This is a genomic window from Snodgrassella sp. M0351, from assembly GCF_016100575.1.
GTDB lineage: Bacteria > Pseudomonadota > Gammaproteobacteria > Burkholderiales > Neisseriaceae > Snodgrassella > Snodgrassella alvi.
The window spans coordinates 1,633,897-1,656,104 of sequence record NZ_JACFSG010000001.1 but is presented as its reverse complement, the minus strand read 5'-3'; the positions used below and the strand labels follow the sequence as shown (position 1 = coordinate 1,656,104).

Annotated in this window: 21 protein-coding genes, 1 tRNA gene and 1 pseudogene; 15 read left to right on the top strand and 8 right to left on the bottom strand. The window is 43.0% G+C overall.

The features are described from left to right. Positions 1-75: 75 nt before the first annotated feature. Positions 76-1,281, top strand: a complete 1,206-nt coding sequence (tet(B), locus tag H3V01_RS07375) for a tetracycline efflux MFS transporter Tet(B) (RefSeq protein WP_001089068.1) — start codon at positions 76-78, stop codon at positions 1,279-1,281. 112 nt (positions 1,282-1,393) lie between these two features. Here tet(B) and tetC read toward each other — a convergent pair whose 3' ends face one another. After that, positions 1,394-1,987 (bottom strand): tetracyline resistance-associated transcriptional repressor TetC, encoded by a 594-nt coding sequence (gene tetC, locus H3V01_RS07370; protein ID WP_000428546.1) that lies wholly within the window; start codon positions 1,985-1,987, stop codon positions 1,394-1,396. Positions 1,988-2,074: 87 nt separating this feature from the next. Here tetC and H3V01_RS07365 point away from each other — a divergent pair, with 87 nt between their 5' ends. After that, a complete protein-coding gene (locus H3V01_RS07365) occupies positions 2,075-2,491 on the top strand; it encodes a helix-turn-helix domain-containing protein (RefSeq protein WP_000275180.1) in 417 nt (138 codons plus the stop codon). 9 nt (positions 2,492-2,500) lie between these two features. On the opposite strand, the pseudogene H3V01_RS07360 reads toward H3V01_RS07365, so the two are convergent. Both H3V01_RS07360 and H3V01_RS07355 read right to left on the bottom strand, forming a co-directional pair. After that, a pseudogene (locus tag H3V01_RS07360) lies at positions 2,501-2,968 on the bottom strand (IS4 family transposase); the annotation flags it as partial. Between the two features lie 197 nt (positions 2,969-3,165). Beyond that, positions 3,166-3,669 (bottom strand): phenolic acid decarboxylase, encoded by a 504-nt coding sequence (locus tag H3V01_RS07355; protein WP_084548358.1) that lies wholly within the window; start codon positions 3,667-3,669, stop codon positions 3,166-3,168. A gap of 121 nt (positions 3,670-3,790) precedes the next feature. Between H3V01_RS07355 and H3V01_RS07350 the strand changes: the two genes are divergently transcribed. Continuing rightward, on the top strand, positions 3,791-4,672 hold the full coding sequence (locus tag H3V01_RS07350) for a LysR family transcriptional regulator (RefSeq protein ID WP_100117211.1): 882 nt from the start codon (positions 3,791-3,793) through the stop codon (positions 4,670-4,672). A 1,560-nt stretch (positions 4,673-6,232) separates the two neighbouring features. Here the strand turns inward: H3V01_RS07350 and H3V01_RS07345 are convergent. Further along, positions 6,233-6,697: an Lrp/AsnC ligand binding domain-containing protein gene (locus H3V01_RS07345; RefSeq protein WP_025331357.1), complete on the bottom strand. Its 465-nt coding sequence runs from the start codon at positions 6,695-6,697 to the stop codon at positions 6,233-6,235. A gap of 177 nt (positions 6,698-6,874) precedes the next feature. Between H3V01_RS07345 and H3V01_RS07340 the strand changes: the two genes are divergently transcribed. From H3V01_RS07340 to metG, 9 genes are all read left to right on the top strand, one after another. Then, positions 6,875-8,131, top strand: coding sequence for a D-amino acid dehydrogenase (locus H3V01_RS07340; protein ID WP_198186379.1), 1,257 nt, complete (start codon positions 6,875-6,877; stop codon positions 8,129-8,131). 256 nt (positions 8,132-8,387) lie between these two features. Further along, entirely contained in the window at positions 8,388-9,446 is a 1,059-nt protein-coding gene (gene alr / locus H3V01_RS07335) for an alanine racemase (RefSeq protein WP_198186459.1), read from the top strand. 119 nt (positions 9,447-9,565) lie between these two features. Next, positions 9,566-10,723 carry a succinyl-diaminopimelate desuccinylase gene (gene dapE / locus H3V01_RS07330; protein ID WP_198186378.1) on the top strand — a complete coding sequence of 386 codons (1,158 nt, stop codon included), beginning with the start codon at positions 9,566-9,568 and terminating at the stop codon, positions 10,721-10,723. 10 nt (positions 10,724-10,733) lie between these two features. Next, positions 10,734-11,732, top strand: a complete 999-nt coding sequence (gene argF, locus H3V01_RS07325; protein ID WP_216353325.1) for an ornithine carbamoyltransferase — start codon at positions 10,734-10,736, stop codon at positions 11,730-11,732. A gap of 35 nt (positions 11,733-11,767) precedes the next feature. Next, positions 11,768-12,991, top strand: coding sequence for a multidrug effflux MFS transporter (locus tag H3V01_RS07320; RefSeq protein ID WP_198186377.1), 1,224 nt, complete (start codon positions 11,768-11,770; stop codon positions 12,989-12,991). 70 nt (positions 12,992-13,061) lie between these two features. Further along, positions 13,062-14,138: a prephenate dehydratase gene (pheA, locus tag H3V01_RS07315; RefSeq protein ID WP_198186376.1), complete on the top strand. Its 1,077-nt coding sequence runs from the start codon at positions 13,062-13,064 to the stop codon at positions 14,136-14,138. Between the two features lie 63 nt (positions 14,139-14,201). Beyond that, a complete protein-coding gene (locus tag H3V01_RS07310; protein ID WP_025331350.1) occupies positions 14,202-14,807 on the top strand; it encodes a TIGR00730 family Rossman fold protein in 606 nt (201 codons plus the stop codon). Further along, the gene (locus tag H3V01_RS07305) at positions 14,801-15,364 is read left to right on the top strand and encodes a ubiquinone biosynthesis accessory factor UbiJ (protein WP_025331349.1); all 564 of its coding nucleotides are present in this window, start codon (positions 14,801-14,803) and stop codon (positions 15,362-15,364) included. Before H3V01_RS07310 ends, H3V01_RS07305 begins: the two co-directional genes overlap by 7 nt. A 100-nt stretch (positions 15,365-15,464) precedes the next feature. Further along, entirely contained in the window at positions 15,465-17,522 is a 2,058-nt protein-coding gene (gene metG, locus H3V01_RS07300; protein WP_198186375.1) for a methionine--tRNA ligase, read from the top strand. Positions 17,523-17,667: 145 nt separating this feature from the next. Here the strand turns inward: metG and H3V01_RS07295 are convergent, their stop codons facing one another. The 4 genes from H3V01_RS07295 to H3V01_RS07280 all read right to left on the bottom strand — a co-directional run bounded on the left by H3V01_RS07295 (position 17,668) and on the right by H3V01_RS07280 (position 20,747). Then, positions 17,668-18,954 carry a dicarboxylate/amino acid:cation symporter gene (locus H3V01_RS07295; RefSeq protein WP_198186374.1) on the bottom strand — a complete coding sequence of 429 codons (1,287 nt, stop codon included), beginning with the start codon at positions 18,952-18,954 and terminating at the stop codon, positions 17,668-17,670. Between the two features lie 333 nt (positions 18,955-19,287). After that, positions 19,288-19,364: transfer RNA gene (locus H3V01_RS07290), tRNA-Pro, on the bottom strand. A gap of 82 nt (positions 19,365-19,446) precedes the next feature. Next, positions 19,447-20,160, bottom strand: coding sequence for an SAM-dependent methyltransferase (locus H3V01_RS07285; protein WP_198186373.1), 714 nt, complete (start codon positions 20,158-20,160; stop codon positions 19,447-19,449). Beyond that, on the bottom strand, positions 20,157-20,747 hold the full coding sequence (locus tag H3V01_RS07280) for a Maf family protein (protein WP_198186372.1): 591 nt from the start codon (positions 20,745-20,747) through the stop codon (positions 20,157-20,159). The genes H3V01_RS07285 and H3V01_RS07280 overlap by 4 nt, the downstream gene beginning before the upstream one ends. 51 nt (positions 20,748-20,798) lie before the next feature. Between H3V01_RS07280 and H3V01_RS07275 the strand changes: the two genes are divergently transcribed. The 3 genes from H3V01_RS07275 (at position 20,799) to H3V01_RS07265 (ending at position 22,205) form a co-directional block, all read left to right on the top strand. Then, a complete protein-coding gene (locus H3V01_RS07275; RefSeq protein ID WP_084553719.1) occupies positions 20,799-21,302 on the top strand; it encodes a YceD family protein in 504 nt (167 codons plus the stop codon). A 32-nt stretch (positions 21,303-21,334) separates the two neighbouring features. After that, the gene (gene rpmF, locus H3V01_RS07270) at positions 21,335-21,514 is read left to right on the top strand and encodes a 50S ribosomal protein L32 (protein ID WP_025331343.1); all 180 of its coding nucleotides are present in this window, start codon (positions 21,335-21,337) and stop codon (positions 21,512-21,514) included. Positions 21,515-21,677: 163 nt separating this feature from the next. Then, entirely contained in the window at positions 21,678-22,205 is a 528-nt protein-coding gene (locus tag H3V01_RS07265) for a phosphoribosyltransferase (protein ID WP_025331342.1), read from the top strand. Positions 22,206-22,208: the final 3 nt, after the last annotated feature.

Below are 22,208 nucleotides of genomic sequence, written 5' to 3'. Positions count from 1 at the left end.
TTCCTAATTTTTGTTGACACTCTATCATTGATAGTGTTATTTTACCACTCCCTATCAGTGATAGAGAAAAGTGAAATGAATAGTTCGACAAAGATCGCATTGGTAATTACGTTACTCGATGCCATGGGGATTGGCCTTATCATGCCAGTCTTGCCAACGTTATTACGTGAATTTATTGCTTCGGAAGATATCGCTAACCACTTTGGCGTATTGCTTGCACTTTATGCGTTAATGCAGGTTATCTTTGCTCCTTGGCTTGGAAAAATGTCTGACCGATTTGGTCGGCGCCCAGTGCTGTTGTTGTCATTAATAGGCGCATCGCTGGATTACTTATTGCTGGCTTTTTCAAGTGCGCTTTGGATGCTGTATTTAGGCCGTTTGCTTTCAGGGATCACAGGAGCTACTGGGGCTGTCGCGGCATCGGTCATTGCCGATACCACCTCAGCTTCTCAACGCGTGAAGTGGTTCGGTTGGTTAGGGGCAAGTTTTGGGCTTGGTTTAATAGCGGGGCCTATTATTGGTGGTTTTGCAGGAGAGATTTCACCGCATAGTCCCTTTTTTATCGCTGCGTTGCTAAATATTGTCGCTTTCCTTGTGGTTATGTTTTGGTTCCGTGAAACCAAAAATACACGTGATAATACAGATACCGAAGTAGGGGTTGAGACGCAATCGAATTCGGTATACATCACTTTATTTAAAACGATGCCCATTTTGTTGATTATTTATTTTTCAGCGCAATTGATAGGCCAAATTCCCGCAACGGTGTGGGTGCTATTTACCGAAAATCGTTTTGGATGGAATAGCATGATGGTTGGCTTTTCATTAGCGGGTCTTGGTCTTTTACACTCAGTATTCCAAGCCTTTGTGGCAGGAAGAATAGCCACTAAATGGGGCGAAAAAACGGCAGTACTGCTCGGATTTATTGCAGATAGTAGTGCATTTGCCTTTTTAGCGTTTATATCTGAAGGTTGGTTAGTTTTCCCTGTTTTAATTTTATTGGCTGGTGGTGGGATCGCTTTACCTGCATTACAGGGAGTGATGTCTATCCAAACAAAGAGTCATCAGCAAGGTGCTTTACAGGGATTATTGGTGAGCCTTACCAATGCAACCGGTGTTATTGGCCCATTACTGTTTGCTGTTATTTATAATCATTCACTACCAATTTGGGATGGCTGGATTTGGATTATTGGTTTAGCGTTTTACTGTATTATTATCCTGCTATCGATGACCTTCATGTTAACCCCTCAAGCTCAGGGGAGTAAACAGGAGACAAGTGCTTAGTTATTTCGTCACCAAATGATGTTATTCCGCGAAATATAATGACCCTCTTGATAACCCAAGAGGGCATTTTTTACGATAAAGAAGATTTAGCTTCAAATAAAACCTATCTATTTTATTTATCTTTCAAGCTCAATAAAAAGCCGCGGTAAATAGCAATAAATTGGCCTTTTTTATCGGCAAGCTCTTTTAGGTTTTTCGCATGTATTGCGATATGCATAAACCAGCCATTGAGTAAGTTTTTAAGCACATCATCATCATAAGCTTTAAGTTGGTTCTCTTGGATCAATTTGCTGACAATGGCGTTTACCTTACCAGTAATGTATTCAAGGCTAATTTTTTCAAGTTCATTCCAACCAATGATAGGCATCACTTCTTGGATAGGGATAAGGTTTTTATTATTATCAATAATATAATCAAGATAATGTTCAAATATACTTTCTAAGGCAGACCAACCATTTGTTAAATCAGTTTTTGTTGTGATGTAGGCATCAATCATAATTAATTGCTGCTTATAACAGGCACTGAGTAATTGTTTTTTATTTTTAAAGTGATGATAAAAGGCACCTTTGGTCACCAACGCTTTTCCCGAGATCTCATCTATTGAAACAGCTTGATAGCCTTTTTCAACAAACAATATTCGTGCTGAGTTAACCAGTGATTGATAGGTACTCTTAAAATTTTCTTGTTGATGATTTTTATTTTCCATGATAGATTTAAAATAACATACCGTCAGTATGTTTATGGTATCATGATGATGTGGTCGTGACAATCTTAAGAACATTTAGGTTATTTTATGTATATTGAACAGCATTCTCGCTATCAAAATAAAGCTAATAACATCCAATTAAGATATGATGATAAGCAGTTTCATACAACGGTTATCAAAGATGTTCTATTATGGATTGAACATAATTTAGATCAGTCTTTACTGCTTGATGATGTGGCGAATAAAGCGGGTTATACCAAGTGGTATTTTCAGCGGCTGTTCAAAAAAGTAACAGGGGTCACACTGGCTAGCTATATTCGTGCTCGTCGTTTGACGAAAGCGGCTGTTGAGTTGAGGTTGACGAAAAAAACTATCCTTGAGATCGCATTAAAATATCAATTTGATTCCCAACAATCTTTTACACGTCGATTTAAGTACATTTTTAAGGTTACACCAAGTTATTATCGGCGTAATAAATTATGGGAATTGGAGGCAATGCACTGAGAGATCCCCTCATAATTTCCCCAAAGCGTAACCATGTGTGAATAAATTTTGAGCTAGTAGGGTTGCAGCCACGAGTAAGTCTTCCCTTGTTATTGTGTAGCCAGAATGCCGCAAAACTTCCATGCCTAAGCGAACTGTTGAGAGTACGTTTCGATTTCTGACTGTGTTAGCCTGGAAGTGCTTGTCCCAACCTTGTTTCTGAGCATGAACGCCCGCAAGCCAACATGTTAGTTGAAGCATCAGGGCGATTAGCAGCATGATATCAAAACGCTCTGAGCTGCTCGTTCGGCTATGGCGTAGGCCTAGTCCGTAGGCAGGACTTTTCAAGTCTCGGAAGGTTTCTTCAATCTGCATTCGCTTCGAATAGATATTAACAAGTTGTTTGGGTGTTCGAATTTCAACAGGTAAGTTAGTTGCTAGAACCCATGGCTCCTTTGCCGACGCTGAGTAGATTTTAGGTGACGGGTGGTGACAATTTAAGTGTAATTCGGGGCAGAATTGGTAAAGAGAGTCGTGTAAAATATCGAGTTCGCACATCTTGTTGTCTGATTATTGATTTTTCGCGAAACCATTTGATCATATGACAAGATGTGTATCCACCTTAACTTAATGATTTTTACCAAAATCATTAGGGGATTCATCTTATTGTCTGCCCTGTGGTTCAGGATAAGTAATTAATGGTGATGCGGAAAATCTGCCGGTAATTCGCTGGCCGGACAGTTAATAACATTTTCATCATTTTCGCCGCAATCTTCAATAAAAGTAATGGTAGCAAATTCGTCAATAACTTCTGTCGGATAAACCGGGCCCGCTTCACGATAAGCTTCCATTTGTGCAATATGCTCGTTCTGGAAACAAACAGTATGTTCGGGATTATTCATTACCCAGCGCGGGAAGAAGATGGTGCCGTGAAATAATTTGTCTTCCAGATTGATAATCAGGCTGACATCTGTACCGGTAGGTTCTGTCCATGAAATTTTATATACGCCGGCTGCTACGCGTACCAGATAAACTTTCTGATCTTTTACCCAGCGGTTACCCACCAGACCGCTATGAATACGATAATCGATGGTAGTGGCATTTTTAACATAAACTTCGTAGTTCCAGCCATTGTCGTAGGTATAAACCAGATGTTTACCAAGAATGTTACTTAAATCGGCAGTATCAAATGCAGGCATTTTTTCACCTTTTGAATTGAAATTAATCTGAATAAAAACAAATAAAGTGTAAACCTGTATTTATCTGATGAATAACGCTAATATTGGTTTAAACCGTTCCAAAATTTCGATTGATTAAGTAATGAAAACAACGCTGGAGCAATGGCAGTTATTGCAGGCCGTAGTCAGTTACGGCAGTTTTGCCCGTGCTGCTGAAGCTTTTAATCGCAGCCAGTCTTCGCTAAGTTATCAGCTGACGCTGATGCAGGAGCGTCTGGGGGTAACGCTATTAACTATTGTCGGCCGGCGTGCAGAACTGACAGCATCCGGACAGCAGTTGCTGGCACAGGCATTACCACTGTTGCAGGGATTTGAAGCACTGGAAAATCGTTCACGGGCTCTGAAACGCGGAGAGCGGGCAAGGTTAGACTTGGTAGTAGACAGTATTTTTCCTAAAGATCGCCTGTTTTCAGCATTGCGCTGTTTTCAGCAGGCTTATCCGTCTACTCAGATACATCTCACAGAGGTATTGCGCAGTGAAAGTTGTACTGTTTTACAACAGCGGCAGGCGGATGTTTATATTATCACCCCAAGTGCTGAGATGATGAGGCAGGGTAAGTTATTGCTGGAGGTGAATTTTGTAGCAGTTGTGCGGCATTCGCACCCTTTACTGGATTTACCGGCACCATTGAGTCAGGATGTTCTGATGCGTTATCCGCTGATTGAAATTGTTAGTCGTGAACAACAGCAACTGCCTTACAGGCAGATTACTGCATCAGAAAACTGGACATTCACCACGATTGAAACAGCTATTGAGGCAGTCAGTCAGGGGGTGGGTTATGGCTGGCTGCCGGAAGAACGGATTAAAAATCAACTGGCCTGCGGAGAATTAAAATTATTGCCATTGCGCCAGGGTATGCGCCGTGCAACACCGGTTTATTTATTTCTCAATCAAGATGAAGAACAGCTGGATGATGAAACTGCATTGCTGGTAAAGTATATTCAGGATGCTGAATTAGTATAAGCATCAAATATTAATGAAATTATGATCTTCTTTGCAGTTTATTAGAATCGCTAAATTGCCAAAAAATGACTGAATTTGCTTTGTAGTGAAAGACATATATTTGGCTGAAATTGATTACAAATAATTTTTGTTACTATAAATCAAGTTTTTCTCAATTAGCCATAGGTAATAACGAAAGGTAGAGTTAGCAATGGATGAAACATTGCTTTTATTTTTCGACGTGATGAAGATTACAATTTGAAAAAAACTTATTGGCAAAATCCAAAAATTCGAAAATAAAGTTTAATGATGATGACTAATTAGCAAAAAGGTAACACTAAGTATTACCTTTCAAAGTTACAACATAAAATTATTAATGCTATTTTTTTAGTTAGTAGGATAAGGATCATTTAAATGAATCACCTCGACCACTAATCATATACCAACCATTCTTCCTATGCGGCTTGTTGTAACGATCAGGACAAGGGGGTAACAATTTTTTACTTTGGTCTGAATATACATAGCCACAATCAGCGCATTTATAAGTATAATCGCCTGCAGATATATTACTACCATATGAAGCAAATTTTTGTACCATCATTATAAATTCCTCCAGTAAAATGTTATAAATAATAAGCCGATTTGCTTGTTACCGTAATATATAAATGCTGATTGATGCAAAAATCAAGCCAAGATTGAATAAACTCTCAATATCTTTGCTAAAATAGCTTTAAAATATAAAAAATTTAGATTTTTAAGCTTAAATACTCGATAATAACAGCAACGTAATGCTATCTTTATTTTAACTTGATAATAATAGATTCTTATGAGCAATTTGCAAATGAAAATTGTAAAAAGAAGCGCAATCAATATGAAATAACTGGCTAATACTCAATAAAATTTAGCTGATTTTTTTAAAGATTGTCTTAATATATTTTACTTTACGGATAAAAATCATTGGCTTGTTTAACAAGGAGAAAACAACATAAACATCTTAAAATTTTAATTAAAACTAAAATAATGTAACCTAAAAAGCAACTGAGCGCAGGAATAAACATCGTAATAATAAATTCTAAATTATCAATACCATAACTAATATAACTAAAATAAAGATTTTAAATGCCAAACCAGCAAAAAAACTAATCCACAAAATAATCTTAAAAAAGAAGTTAATACATGTTTTTTAGGGATAATAAATAATTTATTAATTGTGTTAGAAAAAAATAATTTCAAATACCATTGTTATACAAAATATTATCAGAAGGATATGTGCAGCTATATGACTAATATAAAATTTGCTTTTTAATGAAAAAATATTAAAAGTAATTATAAATGCCAAATAAATAACCCCAAAAAGATAGATCTATAATTTATCCTTAGATAAATACTTAATAATTTTTGGCATAATCAATCCTGAAAAAATTTAAGTTAGTATCGCAGTTAACCTCATAAAAATCTCATCTAATTAAATATGGTTACACTCTGATTAAATTAATATTTAACTGCTTTATAATCAACTATTCATCTTCCTTAAGTATACAGCTGCGCTGTAATGGTACCGAACATAATACACCCGGAGATTTATTCCAGATGCAACATCTGCTCTTCTTTTACTTCTTCCATAACAACATAACTGCGGCTTTCGGCTGCTGCGGGCAACTGTAACAGAATGTTACCCAGCATATTGCGGTAAGCGTGCATATTCGGCAGGCGAACTTTTATCAGGTAGTCGTATTCACCGGAAATCAGATGACATTCGAGCACATGCGGAATAGTCAGAACTTCACGCCGGAAGTCTTCAAAAATATTGCCGGATTTAGAGCGCAGTTTGATTTCAACAAATACCAGCAGGCTCTGATTCAGGGCACGAGGATTGAGGCGGGCGTGATAGCCGGTAATAATATTTTCCCGCTCCAGCCGCCGTACCCGTTCGGTAACAGGTGTGGTGGAAAGACCAACCTTATCGGCCAGCTCGGTCATGGTCATCCGGGCATTTTTCTGAAGCAGGGACAAGATTTTCATGTCCACTTTATCTATAGGGTGCATGGTTTTTGATAGTATGAATGTGAGTATTTATTAAAATACTCCATTTTTTTGTTTAAATAAAGTGAAATTCACTATCAGGCTTTGTTTACACTAGGGAAAGTAACTGAATTAAGGTATTTGTGAAATTTGTGGTTAAACCAATAGGTTATTCCGGTTAATTACCAGAGAGAGGATATTATGAAAGTGCTGATTATGGGAGCCGGTATTGTGGGGGTAAGTACTGCATGGTATCTGGCTAAAGCAGGACATGAAGTCACTGTGCTGGAGCGCACTGATCAGGCAGCAATGGAAACCAGTTTTGCCAATGCCGGTCAATTATCATATGGTTATACCACCCCGTGGGCAGCACCCAATATTCCGGCCAAAGCATGGAAATGGCTGTTTAAAGAACATTCCCCTTTGCTGTTTCGTCCTGATGGCAGTCTGTTTCAGCTGCAATGGCTCTGGCAGATGTACCGTAATTGTAATGCCCGAAGCTATGCTACTAATAAAGAACGCATGGTGCGGATTTCTGAGTACAGCCGTGCGATGTTACAGCAATTGCAGGCAGAAGAAAATATTCAGTTTGAAGGCCGCAGCAAAGGTACCTTACAGATTTTCCGTACAGAAAAAGAGGTTATCGATTCCCGTTCCGATGTGGCTGTTTTACAGGAATTCGGTGTGCCTTTACAGGAGCTCAGCAGTGTTGCCGAATGTGTCCATTATGAGCCCGCGCTGGCACATATGACCGGAAAGCTGGCCGGCGCCCTGTATTTACCACAGGACGGCACGGGTGACTGCCATTTATTTACTACTGAGCTGGCCAGAAAATGTGAAGATCTCGGTGTAAAATTCCTCTACAGACATGCTATTACTGAAATACAGCAGGATAAATGCAGTATTAAGGGTGTTATGGCCAATGGTCAGTACTTTACTGCCGACCATTATGTTTGTGCTCTGGGCTGTTTTAGTCGCAGTATGCTGAGCGGGCTGGGTATTAATCTGCCGGTATATCCGGTTAAAGGTTACTCACTCACTATTCCGATTACCGATGAAGCAAAAGCACCGGTTTCTACTGTGATTGATGAAACTTATAAAGTGGCAGTAACGCGTTTTGATAAACGTATTCGTGCCGGTGGTATGGCTGAGTTGTCTGGTTATCGTATTCATCTGAACCCCAAACGTAAAGCAACACTGGATTTGGTGGTGAATGATTTATTTCCGGATAGCTGCCGGACTTCGGAAGCTTTTTTCTGGAGCGGTCTGCGCCCGATGACACCGGACAGTACGCCGATCATTGGCGCCAGCCGTTTTGTGAATCTGTCTATCAATACCGGACACGGTACGCTGGGCTGGACAATGGGGCTGGGTTCGGGAAGAATTCTGGCTGATTTGATTAGTGGTGTTAAACCGGAAATTGAAACCAGTGATTTATCGCTGGCTCGTTATGTTTAAGCAAGTTCAGAACGGTTCGGGTAAATTTTGCTCTTATCGGCGCTTATTTTGTCCCGTATGTCAGGGCAGACAGAAACGGTAAAATTTTTATCATAATATTAATATATTATTAATTTATCTGATACGGCAGGCAGTTATGGTGATATATGAAATTCAGATAGAGATAATGATAAAATTTTATTACTGAAAGCTGTTGCTGCATGGCGGCTTTGCTTAAATAATGAAATTTGATAATCAGGATAACAGGGGAGCAATGATGCGTCCGTTAGTTGCGCAGATTCGTTTGAATCACTTGCGTGATAATTTTCTGGCTTTAAAGCAGATGCATGGCGGCGGCAAAATGCTGGCCGTGGTTAAGGCCAATGCTTATGGACATGGCGCTGTGCGTTGCGCACAGGCACTGGCTGATATAGCTGATGGTTTTGCGGTGGCCTGTATCAGTGAGGCAGTGCAGTTGCGTGAAGCAGGTATACAATTACCGATCATCATGCTGGAAGGGGTTTTTGCTGCTGAAGAATATGAGCTGGCAGACCGTTACCAGTTGTGGCCTGTAGTAGGTAATTTATGGCAGCTGGAAAGCTTACTGGATTATGACTGGCAGAAACCGGTAACAGTATGGCTGAAAATGGATTCCGGTATGCACCGAACCGGCTTTTTCCCTCATGATTATGCACCTGCCTATCAGGCTCTGATTCAAAGCAGTAAGGTAGCTGATGTGGTGAAAATGACCCATTTTGCCTGTGCAGATGAGCCGATGAAAACCATGACTGCTGAACAGATTCGTACTTTTGAGCTGACCTGTGCCAATTTGCCCGGTGAGGTAAGTCTGGCTAATTCAGCTGGCATAATGGCTTATCCGCAAACACAGTGCGGCTGGGGACGGGCGGGTCTGGCACTTTATGGTATTTCGCCGATGGGTGGTGCTGATAGCCGTTTCAAGCCGGTAATGCGATTGGTAAGTAAAGTATTCGGAGAACGGGTTTTGCAGATGGGAGAACCGATTGGTTATGGTGCCAGTTATGTCACTACCCGTTCAACCCGTGTCGGGCTGGTGGCCTGCGGCTATGCAGACGGCTATCCGCGTCGTGCGGCAACAGGCACACCGGTGGTAATTGACGGGGTACGCAGTTGTGTTCTCGGTCGGGTTTCCATGGATATGATGACAGTTCAGCTGGATGACCACCGGCAGTCACTTGGTAGTGAAGTGGAATTATGGGGTGATGTTGTTAATGTAAATGAAGTAGCGGCTGCCGCCGGAACCATTTCCTATGAGCTGCTGTGTAATGTTAAACGTGCTGAAATGGTGTATGAATAAATGGTATGGATTGTCAATTATTGGGTAAATGTTTGGCAAGACAGAAAATTTGGTTTATAAAGATGTAATATGTTCTCAGGCAGCCTTTCAAGCTGCCTGAAGTTATTTTTTTTGAGTTTATGATAATGGAAATAGAAACACTGAAACTGGCCAAAGATTTGATAGCACAGCCATCTGTCACACCGGATGATCATGGTTGTCAGCCGCTGCTGATGAGCCGTCTGACAGCACTGGGATTCAATATTGAAACCTTCAGATTCGGGGAAACGGATAATTTTTATGCCGTTTACGGCCGGCAGGGGCCGCTGGTTTGTTTCGCCGGACATACTGATGTGGTACCGACCGGCGATGAAAGTCGCTGGACTTCGCCTCCGTTTACACCTGCAGAGCGTGATGGATACCTGTATGGGCGTGGTGCTGCCGATATGAAAAGCAGTATTGCAGCTTTTGTGACTGCTTGCGAACGCTTGCTGGCTCAGCAACCTGAATTGCCGTTGCGTCTGGCTTTGCTGATTACTTCTGATGAAGAGGGTGACGGACACGATGGTACCAAACGTGTGGTCGAAGTTTTAAAAGAGCGGGGAGAGCATATTGATTACTGCATTGTGGGTGAGCCTACGGCAGTTGATACACTGGGTGACATGATAAAAAACGGACGACGTGGTTCTTTGTCGGGTACGCTGCAGGTGCACGGCCGTCAGGGACACATCGCTTATCCTCATCTGGCTGCCAATCCGGTACATCTGGCTGCTGCGGCACTGGCTGAGCTAACTGCCACGCACTGGGATGACGGAAATGCTTATTTTCCGCCTACCGGATTTCAGATTTCCAATATTCATTCTGGTACAGGCGCTACTAATGTAATTCCCGGAGAGCTTACCGTACAGTTTAATTTCCGGTTCTCAACGGAATCGACAGCGGAAAGTCTGCGCCGGCAGGTACATGCCATACTGGATAAATATAATTTAAACTATGATTTGCAGTGGGCTTTGTCCGGAGAACCGTTTCTGACCGCTGCAGGACGTCTGACTACGGTAGCACAGGCCGCCATTGAGCGTGTCTGTGGTGTGAATGCTCAATTATCTACCACAGGCGGTACGTCAGACGGTCGCTTTATTAAGGCTATCGCCAGCGAATTAATAGAACTGGGTCCGGTTAATGCCACGATTCATCAGATAGATGAGTGTGTGGATATTGCCGCAATAGCTCAGTTATCGGCTATTTATGAGAATATGCTGCAACAGCTGGCACAAGCTGATTTTACTCATGCTGCATAAGGAGAAACTAATGGGGATGCTGAAACAGAAACATTTTTTAAAACTGCTGGATTATACGCCGGCAGAAATTCAGACGCTGCTTGATCTGGCTGCCAGCCTGAAAGCTGAAAAGAAAAATGCAGCGGAGCAGCCGCGTCTGACTGGTAAAAATATTGCTCTGATATTTGAAAAAACATCTACCCGTACCCGTTGTGCTTTTGAAGTGGCTGCGCATGATCAGGGTGCACATGTGACTTATCTGGACAGCAGTGGCAGCCAGATAGGGCATAAAGAAAGTATCCGTGATACTGCACGGGTTCTGGGGCGCATGTATGACGCGATTGAGTATCGTGGTTACGGACAGGAAATTGTTGAGCAGCTGGCTGAATATGCCGGAGTTCCGGTGATTAATGGTCTGACCAATGAATACCATCCGACGCAAATGCTTGCTGATTTGCTTACTATGAAAGAAAACAGCAAAAAGCCTTTGAATCAGATTGCCTATGCTTATGTGGGTGATGCCCGTTACAACATGGGTAATTCTTTGCTGGTTGCCGGTGCCAAAATGGGTATGGATGTACGTATTGGTGCACCGCGGGCTTTCTGGCCGAATGACGCTCTGGTAGAACAGTGCCGCTCAATTGCAAAGCAGACCGGTGCACGGATTACATTAACTGAAGATGCAGCCGCAGCTGTTGATCAGGCTGATTTTATTCATACCGATGTCTGGGTATCAATGGGAGAAGCGAAAGAAACCTGGAAAGAACGGATTGAGCAGCTCAGACCTTACCGCGTTGATGCACGTCTGATGGCTGCCAGCAATAATCCTGAAGTGAAATTCATGCATTGTCTGCCGGCAATTCATAACCGCGATACTCAGGTAGGACAGTGGCTTTTTAATGAGTTTTCTCTGGATGGTGCCGAAGTAAGTGAAGAAGTATTTGAAAGTGTTGCTTCTATTGTTTTTGAACAGGCAGAAAACCGGATGCATACCATTAAAGCAGTATTGGTAGCATTATTAACTACCTGACCGGGGCAGGCCTGTAGTAAATGGAAAGAATGGTTATGAAAACATCCCCCAATCAGTTACCTATTAATCCGCATTATCTGGCATTATTGTTGTCAGTGATGGTGGCTATTATGCCGTTTTCCACAGATATTTATTTATCTTCTGTACCGGAAATGGCGACTTCTTTACATGCACCGATTGATCAGATTGAACGCAGTCTGGCCAGTTTCATGTTTGGTGTTGCGCTCGGACAATTGCTTGGGGGGGCAATATCCGATATTAAGGGGCGCAAAATCATTGCTATGATTGGTCTGAGTGTCTATCTGGTGTCAGCTATTGCTATTGTCTTTATTCACTCAGCCGGAGAATTGCTGTTCTGGCGCTGGATTCAGGCACTGGGCGGCGGTATGGCCACTGTTACAGTTGGTGCAACTGTACGTGATTTCTTTCATGGCAATGAAGCCGCGAAAATGTTTGCCACCATTGGTATTATTACTCTGGCTGCACCACTGGCTGCGCCCATGCTGGGTACAGCACTGGCTGCTCTTGGCGGCTGGCGGGTTATCTTTATATTTCTGCTGGCATATGCTCTGGCCGTACTGATTTGTGTATGGCGGTTTATGCCACAGGTTAAAATGGATATTCAGCCATTGGATAGCAAAGTTTTTCGTAAGATAAAAGAAAATTTTTCAGTGGTTTTTCATGAACGCGAAGCGTTGGGATTCATGTTTTTCCAAACTGCTGCTTTTGCAGCTATGTTTGTATTTCTGACTGAATCTTCCTTTTTGTACATGAATATATATGGTCTTAGCCCGCATCAGTATTCATGGGCCTTTGGTGCCAATGTGATTACTATGATGCTGTTTAACCGGGTAACAGCTTATCGTCTGCGTACTACGCCGGCTCGCAACATTTTGCTTGGCGGTGTGCTGTTGCAGTTAAGCTGTAATTTATTATTAACCATTGTGGTATGGAGTATGGATCGTCCGCCTTTCTTCCTGTTACTGTTGCTGATTATGTTTTCAATTGGTTCACAGGGTTTGATTGGTTCCAATACTCAGGCGTGTTTCATGAGCTATTTTCGTAAAATCGGTGGCAGTGCCAATGCTGTACTGGGAACAATGCAGTTTCTGATTGCCGCTACTGTAGGCTGGCTGACTACACTGCTGCATAATGGTTCGACACATGTGATGCCGACAATGATGCTGATTTCCACCAGTTGTGGTGCCGTATTATTATGGGCTTTATCACATACCGCATGGCAAAAAAAACATAAATAATAACGGGCAGCCCGCAGTAGGCTGCCTTTTTCTTGTTTTTCTGAATAAACTATTAATAACACTACTAATTATGTCTGATAACGATAAACTCAAACCACACCGCGATGCTATAGACCGGATTGACAGTGAAATTCTGCGCTTATTAAACCAGCGAGCCACTCATGCTCAGGCCATTGGTACATTAAAGGGGGAAGGCATAGTGTACCGTCCTGAACGTGAAGCAGTTGTTTTACGCCGGATTCAGGAACAAAATCCGGGACCATTGTCCGGTCAGGCAGTTGCACGTTTACAGCGGGCGATTATGAGTGAATGTCTGGCACTGGAACGACCGTTAACTGTCGCTTATCTCGGACCTAAGGGTACATTTACCGAACAGGCTGCTATTAAACATTTCGGTCAGGCTGCACAGACACATCCGTGTACTTCAATTGATGAATGTTTCCGTCTGGTCGAAGCGCAGCAGGCCGATTATGTGGTTACACCTATCGAAAACTCTACTGAGGGGTCGGTGGGGCGCAGTCTCGACCTGTTATTAACCACGCCTTTGAAAGCTTGTGGTGAAGTCAATCTGCGCATTCATCATCAGCTACTGCGTGCTGTAGCATCGCAACAGGATATCACTAAGGTTTATGCACATGCTCAGGCACTGTCACAATGCCGGAACTGGCTGGATAAAAACCTGCCGGAGCAGGTAGCCCGGATAGCTGTTGCCAGTAATGCAGAAGCAGCACGACTGGCTGCCGCAGACAGTAGTGCAGCGGCCATTGCCTCAATGATGGCTGCCGATTACTATCAGTTGCAGATACTGGCTCAGAATATCGAAGACGAACCAAATAATACTACCCGTTTTCTGGTATTAGGGCGGAATATTACGACCAGCAGCGGTAAAGATAAAACATCACTGGTTGTGGCTGCGCCCAATAAAGCTGGTGCCATGCATGATTTACTTCAGCCTTTTGCAGATCATCAGGTATCTATGACAAAACTAGAAAGTCGTCCCAGTCGTGGTGGTTTGTGGGAATATGTGTTTTTTATCGATATCGAAGGTCATCAGCAGAATGAGGATGTGGCAGCTGCATTGGCTGTCTTGCAACAGCGTTCAGCTTTTCTGAAAATAATTGGTTCTTATCCGCAGGCTGTGATTTAAATGCAAAGTTAATATTTATCTGAAGCAGATACCATTGACTTCTGGCATGGAGATAAAACAAATATGAAAAATATTGTTGTATATTGTGGTTCTAATCTGGGGCAGAACAAAGCTTATTTCGACGCAGCTCAGCAGCTGGGACAGGAAATGGCTCAGCAGGGATACCGTCTGGTTTATGGTGGCGGCAATATTGGTCTGATGGGTACGATTGCTACTGCTGTACTGGAACATGGTGGTGAAGTTATTGGTGTTATTCCGAGTTTTCTGAAAAATCTGGAAGGTGCGCATCCGGGGTTAACCGAATTGTATGAAACCACCAATATGACCGAGCGCAAAAATAAAATGATTGAACTGGCTAACGGCTTTATTGCCATGCCCGGCGGACTGGGAACTTATGAAGAACTGTTTGAAGTTCTCTCACAAGCTCAGCTGAAACTGCATCCCCATCCGATAGGAATTCTGAATGTAGCCGGTTTCTTTGATCCCTTAATTCAAATGCTGCAAAATACAGTCACTGCCGGTTTTATGCCGCCGGAAAACATGGATTTACTTTGTCAGTCCGCCAAACCAGCGGAGCTGCTGGAACAAATGCGCCTCTGGCAGCCGCGTGATGCAGTTAAATGGGTTACTCCGCAATGGGCGCAGCAAACCAGAGAAACTTTATGCTGACCTTAGCTGTACTTAATCACCTTATCCAGCAGAATGTGGAACTTAAAGTGCGCTGGCAGCAATACCGGCAACGGGTTGTAGCGCTGGTGTTGCCTATGCTGACTCTTAAAGGGCGCATTGATGATCAAGGATTCTGGCAGGAAGATTCTGCCGAAGCTGAAACCACCATTATTATCGCTCCGACAGCTCTGACTAAAATGCTCAGTGGTGTACAGCCGGGAGTGGGTGACGTACAAATTACTGGTGACCGTACTTTTGGTATGGCGATTTTGCCGCTTATACAGGCATTGCGGTATGACTGGCGTGACGATCTGGCCAGACTGCTTGGTGATGCTGTGGGCGGAAAGGTGGCGCTGGAACTGGAGAGTCTCTATCAGCAAGGCTGCGCTATTGGTCAGAATATTGCAGCACAGGTTGCAGATTATGCACAGGAAAGTGATGCGATTGTGGTCGGGCAGAAGCAATTACAACGTTTTTCTGCTCAGGTCGAAACATTACGTGATGATACAGCCCGACTGGCCGCCCGAATTTCCCGCTTGCAGCAGAAAACTGACTAATATTCCAGCACGTGAGTGGTTTATGAGCCGTTACTGTAGCAGAGAAACGGCTCTGGTATAATTTCAACGATTTTTACTAGATTCTAACGATACATCAATCATGACAAAACAACGCAAAATACTGGTTACTTCAGCCTTGCCCTATGCAAACGGTAATATTCATCTGGGACATATGGTTGAACATATTCAGACTGATATCTGGGTGCGTTTCCAGAAAGCACGCGGACATGAATGCTATTACGTCTGTGCAGACGATACGCATGGTACGCCGGTCATGCTGGCGGCACAGAAACAGGGAATAACACCGGAAGAAATGATTACTCAGGTACGTCAGAATCATCTGGCCGATTTTACCGGCTTTGGTATTGGCTATGATAATTATTACAGTACGCACTCACCTGAAAATGAAGCTTTATCACGCAGCATTTATCTGGCTTTAAAAGCCAATGGAAAAATTGAAAGCCGTACTATTGAGCAATTATTTGATCCGGAAAAAAATCTGTTTCTGCCCGATCGTTTTGTTAAAGGTGAATGTCCGAAATGTCATGCACAGGATCAGTATGGTGATAATTGTGAAGTATGTGGCACTACTTATAGTCCTACCGAACTGATTAAACCGTATTCTGCTATTTCCGGCGCCACTCCTGTATTGAAAGAATCTGAGCATTTCTTCTTTAAACTCGGAGAATGTGCGGATTATCTGAAACAGTGGACTGCCGGCAGTACCCAGCTGAAAAATGGTCGCGAGCAGCCGCATTTGCAGGCAGAAGCCCTGAATAAAATGAATGAATGGTTGCAGAACGATAGCCTGAGTGATTGGGATATCAGTCGTGATGCGCCTTATTTCGGCTTTGAAATTCCGGATGCTCCCGGTAAATATTTTTATGTGTGGCTGGATGCACCTATCGGCTACATGGCATCATTTAAAAACCTTTGTGAACGTCTGGGCATTGATTTTGATCAGTGGTTCTGTGCTGATACTGATACCGAAATGTATCATTTCATCGGTAAGGATATTTTATATTTTCATGCATTATTCTGGCCGGCTACTTTGCAATACGCCAATCTGCGGGCACCAACAGGCATATTTGCACACGGTTTTCTCACGGTAGACGGACAGAAAATGTCCAAATCACGCGGTACTTTTATCACAGCCCATTCCTATCTTGAGCAGCGACTGAATCCCGAATGGCTGCGTTATTATTTTGCAGCCAAACTCAATAGCAGAATTGAAGATCTGGATTTAAATCTGAATGATTTTATCGCCCGGGTTAATAGTGATTTGGTTGGTAAATACATAAATATCGCCGCACGTGCTGCCGGATTCATCAGCAAACGCTTTCAGGGAACACTGGCTGATGTTAGCAACAGCGAGCTGTTACCACAGCTACAGGCGCAAAGTGAAAATATTGCTGCCAGCTTTGAAGCACGTGAGTATGCGCGTGCCTTACGTGAAATCATGGCATTAGCTGATGTGGTCAATGAGTATGTCGATGCCAACAAACCATGGGAGCTGGCGCGACAGGAAGGACAGGAGGCACGTTTACAGCAAGTATGCAGTGAGCTGATTAATGCTTTCCGTATTCTGACCGTATATATGTCACCAGTATTGCCGAAGCTTGCTGCAGAAGTAGCCGCTTTTCTGAATGTGGCGCCATTAAGCTGGGCTGATAGTACAACCTTATTACCTGAAGGTCATCACATCAATGCATATCAGCATCTGATGCACCGGGTGGAACAGAAACAGATTGATGACCTGATTGCCGCGAATCAGCAGAATATTCAGACAGTTGAGGCTGCTGCTGAAACAAAATACGAGCCTGTGGCAGATACGGCTTCATTTGATGACTTTATGAAAATCGATATGCGTGTTGCCAAAGTGTTGACATGCGAAAAAGTCGAAGGCAGTAGCAAACTGCTTAAATTTCAGCTTGATCTTGGTTTTGAGCAGCGCACAATATTTTCTGGTATTGCCGCCAGCTATCCTGAACCGGAAAAACTGGCCGGAAGAATGGTCATTGTGGTAGCCAATTTTGCGCCACGTAAAATGGCAAAATTTGGCATGTCTGAAGGAATGATTACTTCAGCTGCCGGTAATGGCAAACTGTTTTTACTGGATGTGGATAGTGGGGCTGAACCGGGTATGAAAGTCGGCTGATTATCTTGCTGAAAAACCAGACCAGCTAATATTGCCGGTCTGGTTTTTTATTTATGAATCAAAAAAGTGATGAGATGGTTAATCTCATCACCTGGTATAAGGAAATCAGATTTCTGTAAGCAGAATTTGAAGCTGTATGAAGTGCTTATTTCAGTACTTCATGTAAACGTTCTTCATCAAGGCTTTTTTCCCAGCGCGCAACCACAATAGTGGCACAGGCATTACCTACCAGATTAGTCAGAGCACGACACTCAGACATGAATCGGTCAATACCCAGAATCAGTGCCATTCCTTCCACCGGTACAGAAGGTACTACCGATAAGGTTGCAGCCAGAGTGATAAATCCTGCTCCTGTTACACCTGCGGCACCTTTTGAACTTAGCATGGCAACCAGTAACAGCAGTATTTGCTGTTCCAGTGTCAGATCAATATTACATGCTTGTGCAATAAATAATGCCGCCATGGTCATGTAAATATTGGTACCGTCCAGATTGAACGAATAACCGGTTGGTACCACCAGTCCGACAATTGGTTTCTTGCAGCCGGCTTTTTCCATTTTCTGCATCAGTGTGGGCAGGGCGGCTTCAGATGAGCTTGTACCCAGTACCAGTAACAGCTCTTCCTTAATGTATTTGACCAGCTTGATAATCGAAAAACCGTTATAACGGGCTACAGCACCCAGAACAATCAGAATAAACAGAACGGAAGAAATATAAAAAGTCAGAATCAGATAGAGCAGATTACCAATAGAACTAATACCGTATTTACCTATGGTAAAAGCCATGGCGCCAAATGCACCTATCGGGGCTGCACGCATCAGAATAGATACCATTTTGAAAACGGGCGCCGATAAATCCTGAAAAATATTAATCAGCGGGCGGGCTTTTTCACCAATCAGTGCCAGTGAAATACCGAACAGAATAGCAATAAACAGAGTTTGCAGAATATTGCCATTAGTTAGCGGGCTCATGGCAGTAGTCGGAATAATATCCATCAGAAAGCCGGTCAGGCTGGATTCATGGGACTTCTGCACATATTCGTGTACCTTGGCACTTTGCAGTGAGCTCGGGTCAATATTCAGACCATGTCCCGGCTGGGCAATATTGGCCACAACCAGCCCGATAGCCAGTGCCAGAGTAGAGAAAGTAAGAAAGTAAACCATAGCCTTGCCGGCGACCCGCCCCATGGTTTTCATATTGGTCATCTCGGCGATGCCGGTTACCACTGTAAGAAAAATAACTGGGGAGATGATCATTTTCACTAATTTGATGAATGCATCACCTAAAGGTTTCATGCTTTCGCCAACAGTAGGGAAAAAGTTGCCAAGTAAGATGCCAATAATAATGGCAATAATTACCTGTACATATAGGATCTGATACCAGCGCTGTTTTTTCGGTGGCGGATTCATTTCCTCAATTTCGAGTGGTAACATGTTTACCTTTCAATGGGTTGTGTTTAAAGGCTACAGTTTTTTAACGTTATTATGTAGTAGGATGTAACATAATTGGCTGATTATAAAGCCTACATAACTTAACAGAAAAGCATTATTAATTACTAAATGACAGTTATAAGCCGGATTAAATTGCGAAATAATTTTTTTCTTTATAAAAATATATGGTTAAATTGAATATAATTATAGTTTACAATCATATTTTTACAGAAAAAAATAATCACTATTTCCTGGTTTAAAGTAATTTCATTTAATATAATTTATTTTTTTATAAAAAACCGTTTGCCTGAAATTAAGCAAACGGTTTTTAAAATATGGTCGGAGTGAAAGGATTCGAACCTTCGACCCCCTCGTCCCGAACGAGGTGCGCTACCGGGCTGCGCTACACTCCGAAAGAAGTTGTGCATTATAGGCAGCGACGAGGACATTGACAAGAGTGAAGCGCAAATTAATTTCAAAAAACATCAGTTACAATTATCCGGCATAAACAACGAACAGACATGGTCTTTTTTTGAGCGGTGGCAATGCCGGCATTTTTCGCCATGCTGCAATATTCTGACTAATAATAGTTTGGGTCGACATAGTTAAATCTGCGGCAATACACAAACGGGTTTCAGGATGTAAAGTCGCAATAGCGTCAGCCAGTAAAGCATCATTACGGTAAGGAGTTTCAATAAAAAGCTGGGTTTCATTTTCCTGACGTGAGCGCTTTTCTAGAGTATGCAAACATTCAATACGTGCGTTTTTTTCAGCAGGCAGATAACCTTTGAAAGCAAAACACTGTCCGTTGGCTCCAGAAGCCATCAGCGCTAACATGATACTGGACGGTCCCACGAGCGGCATTACAGTGAACCCGGCCTGATGTGCCAGCGCCACCAGTTGAGCTCCCGGGTCTGCGACAGCCGGACAACCGGCTTCACTAAGTAATCCCATGTTGCGACCGGCCTGCAAAGGTTGCAATAATTTAGCGATATCCTGTTCAGGAGTGTGTTCATTCAAAGTGCGCAGATTCAGCTCACGAATCGGTGTTTGCACACCGAAGGCTTTTAAATGAGCCCGTGCTGTTTTTTCTGCTTCAACAACAAAGTCGGTCAGGTTAACAATGCAATTTTGTTCATGCGCAAGCAGACAGGGTGTATCTGCATTTCCCAGTGGTGTCGGGATAAGATAGAGTATAGGACTGCTCATAAAATATTCATTCCTTCTGCCAGCAAAAAATCCACCAGACGAAAAACCGGTAAACCAATCAGTGCATTCGGATCGGTGCTTTCGATGCGTTTAATTAGTAAAGCGCCCAATCCTTCACTTTTTGCCGCGCCGGCACAATGTACAGCATCCGGTTCACGACTCAGATAATGCTTAATCTGCGCATCAGTCAGCGAGCGCATCATGACGCGTGTTTCATCAATATGCTGATGCAGGCGGTTTTCAGCAGCGTTCAGTACCGTAAGTGCACTGTAAAATATCACTTGCTGACCACTCAGATAGTGTAACATCTGTTGTGCTTTTGTTACGGTTAGTGGTTTGCCCAGTTGCTGCCCCCGACATAGCGCAACCTGATCGCAACCGATAATCAGAGCATCCGGATAAAGACCGGTTAGAGAGTATGCTTTGCCGCTGGCCAGACGCAACGCTGTTTGTGGTGCGGTTTCAGCAGAAAGTGGCGTTTCATCAAAATCAGGTTTAACCGCGTCAAAAGGGATGTTTAACTGCTGAAGTTGTTGCTGGCGAAAACGGGAGCTGGAAGCCAGAATCAACTTTTTCTCTCTTGGCATAAGTGCGAACTCATTGACATTATAAAGTTTAAATTATATCATCCGCCGTTTATGTTAGACCCTATTTTGATTGATACGGCCACGTTCACACGTGAACAGCAGCAACGCAGCGGTCAATTGCAGCTTCAAGCACTTGACCGGCGGGTTTGGTCGCATGAACTTTTAGCGCAACGCGAAGGCATTATCCGGTATCAGGTTTGCGGTGGTATTGACCGCTGGCAGCGTCCTTTTCTCGATATCAGTGTGGAAGGTCAGCTGGAACTGGTGTGTCAGCGCTGTTTACAGGCTGTTTCCTGGGCGCTGAATGACCAGTCGCATGTGGTGCTGTTTACCAGCGAACAGTTGCTGGACGAGGCCATGGCCGCTGATGAAACACTTGAAGGCGCGGTATGGAGTGCAGAATATAATCTTGCTGCACTGCTGGAAGACCAGATTTTAATGGCCATTCCGGTTGCACCGCGACATGAAGACTGTGATCACACTCTGGCAACCCAAACCAATCAAGACTCAGGTAATCCTTTTGCCAGACTGGCAGGACTGAAAAGCGGCCACTAACGAATTAACTTACATTACCCAGGAGCTTTAACATGGCAGTTCAACAAAACAAAAAATCACCTTCAAAACGTGGTATGCACCGTTCACACGATGGTCTGACCGCTGTACAGGTTTCTACTGATACCACTACTGGTGAAGTACATTTGCGTCACCACATCTCTCCAAACGGTATGTACCGCGGACGTAAAGTAGTCAAAGCCAAAGGTGAATAATTCACACCTTTGATTATTCAATACGTATGAAAGCCAGACATTGCATCTGCAATCACTGGCTTTTTTGTATCCAATATTAGCAGGGTAATTATCCTGCTAAAATAAACTGCTTCCACTTTCCCGGCAGCCTCAATGGCCTGCTTTACACTGACTCGGGTTTCCCATGAAAAAAATCTGGTATAACTACGAAGACATACATCGTGCCATTAAACAGCTGGCAGAAAAAATTCAGAAATCAGAGCATTCATTTGATGCAATGATCGCTATCGGTGGTGGTGGATTTATTCCGGCACGTATATTGCGTAGTTTTTTGAATATTCCTGTATATACCGTTACTTTGTCTTATTATGACGTTAACGACTGCCCGACTGACCAGCCGCAGAAAATACAGTGGACTAATGGTTTTGACGAAAAATTAAAAAACAAAAAACTACTGATTGTTGATGAAGTGGATGACAGCCGGGCTACGCTCGAATACTGTATTCGCGAATTACAGCATGAAGGATTCCAGCATCTTGGGGTAGCAGTACTGCATGAAAAGCGCAAACCCAAAAAAGGGGTATTGCCGGCAGATTTACCTTTTTATAGTGCAATACAGGTTGATGACTGGTGGATTAACTATCCTTGGGATGCGCTTGATATTGATGAGCACTACGAGCATGTTGCAGCCCAAGCTACATCAGAGGCATGATCT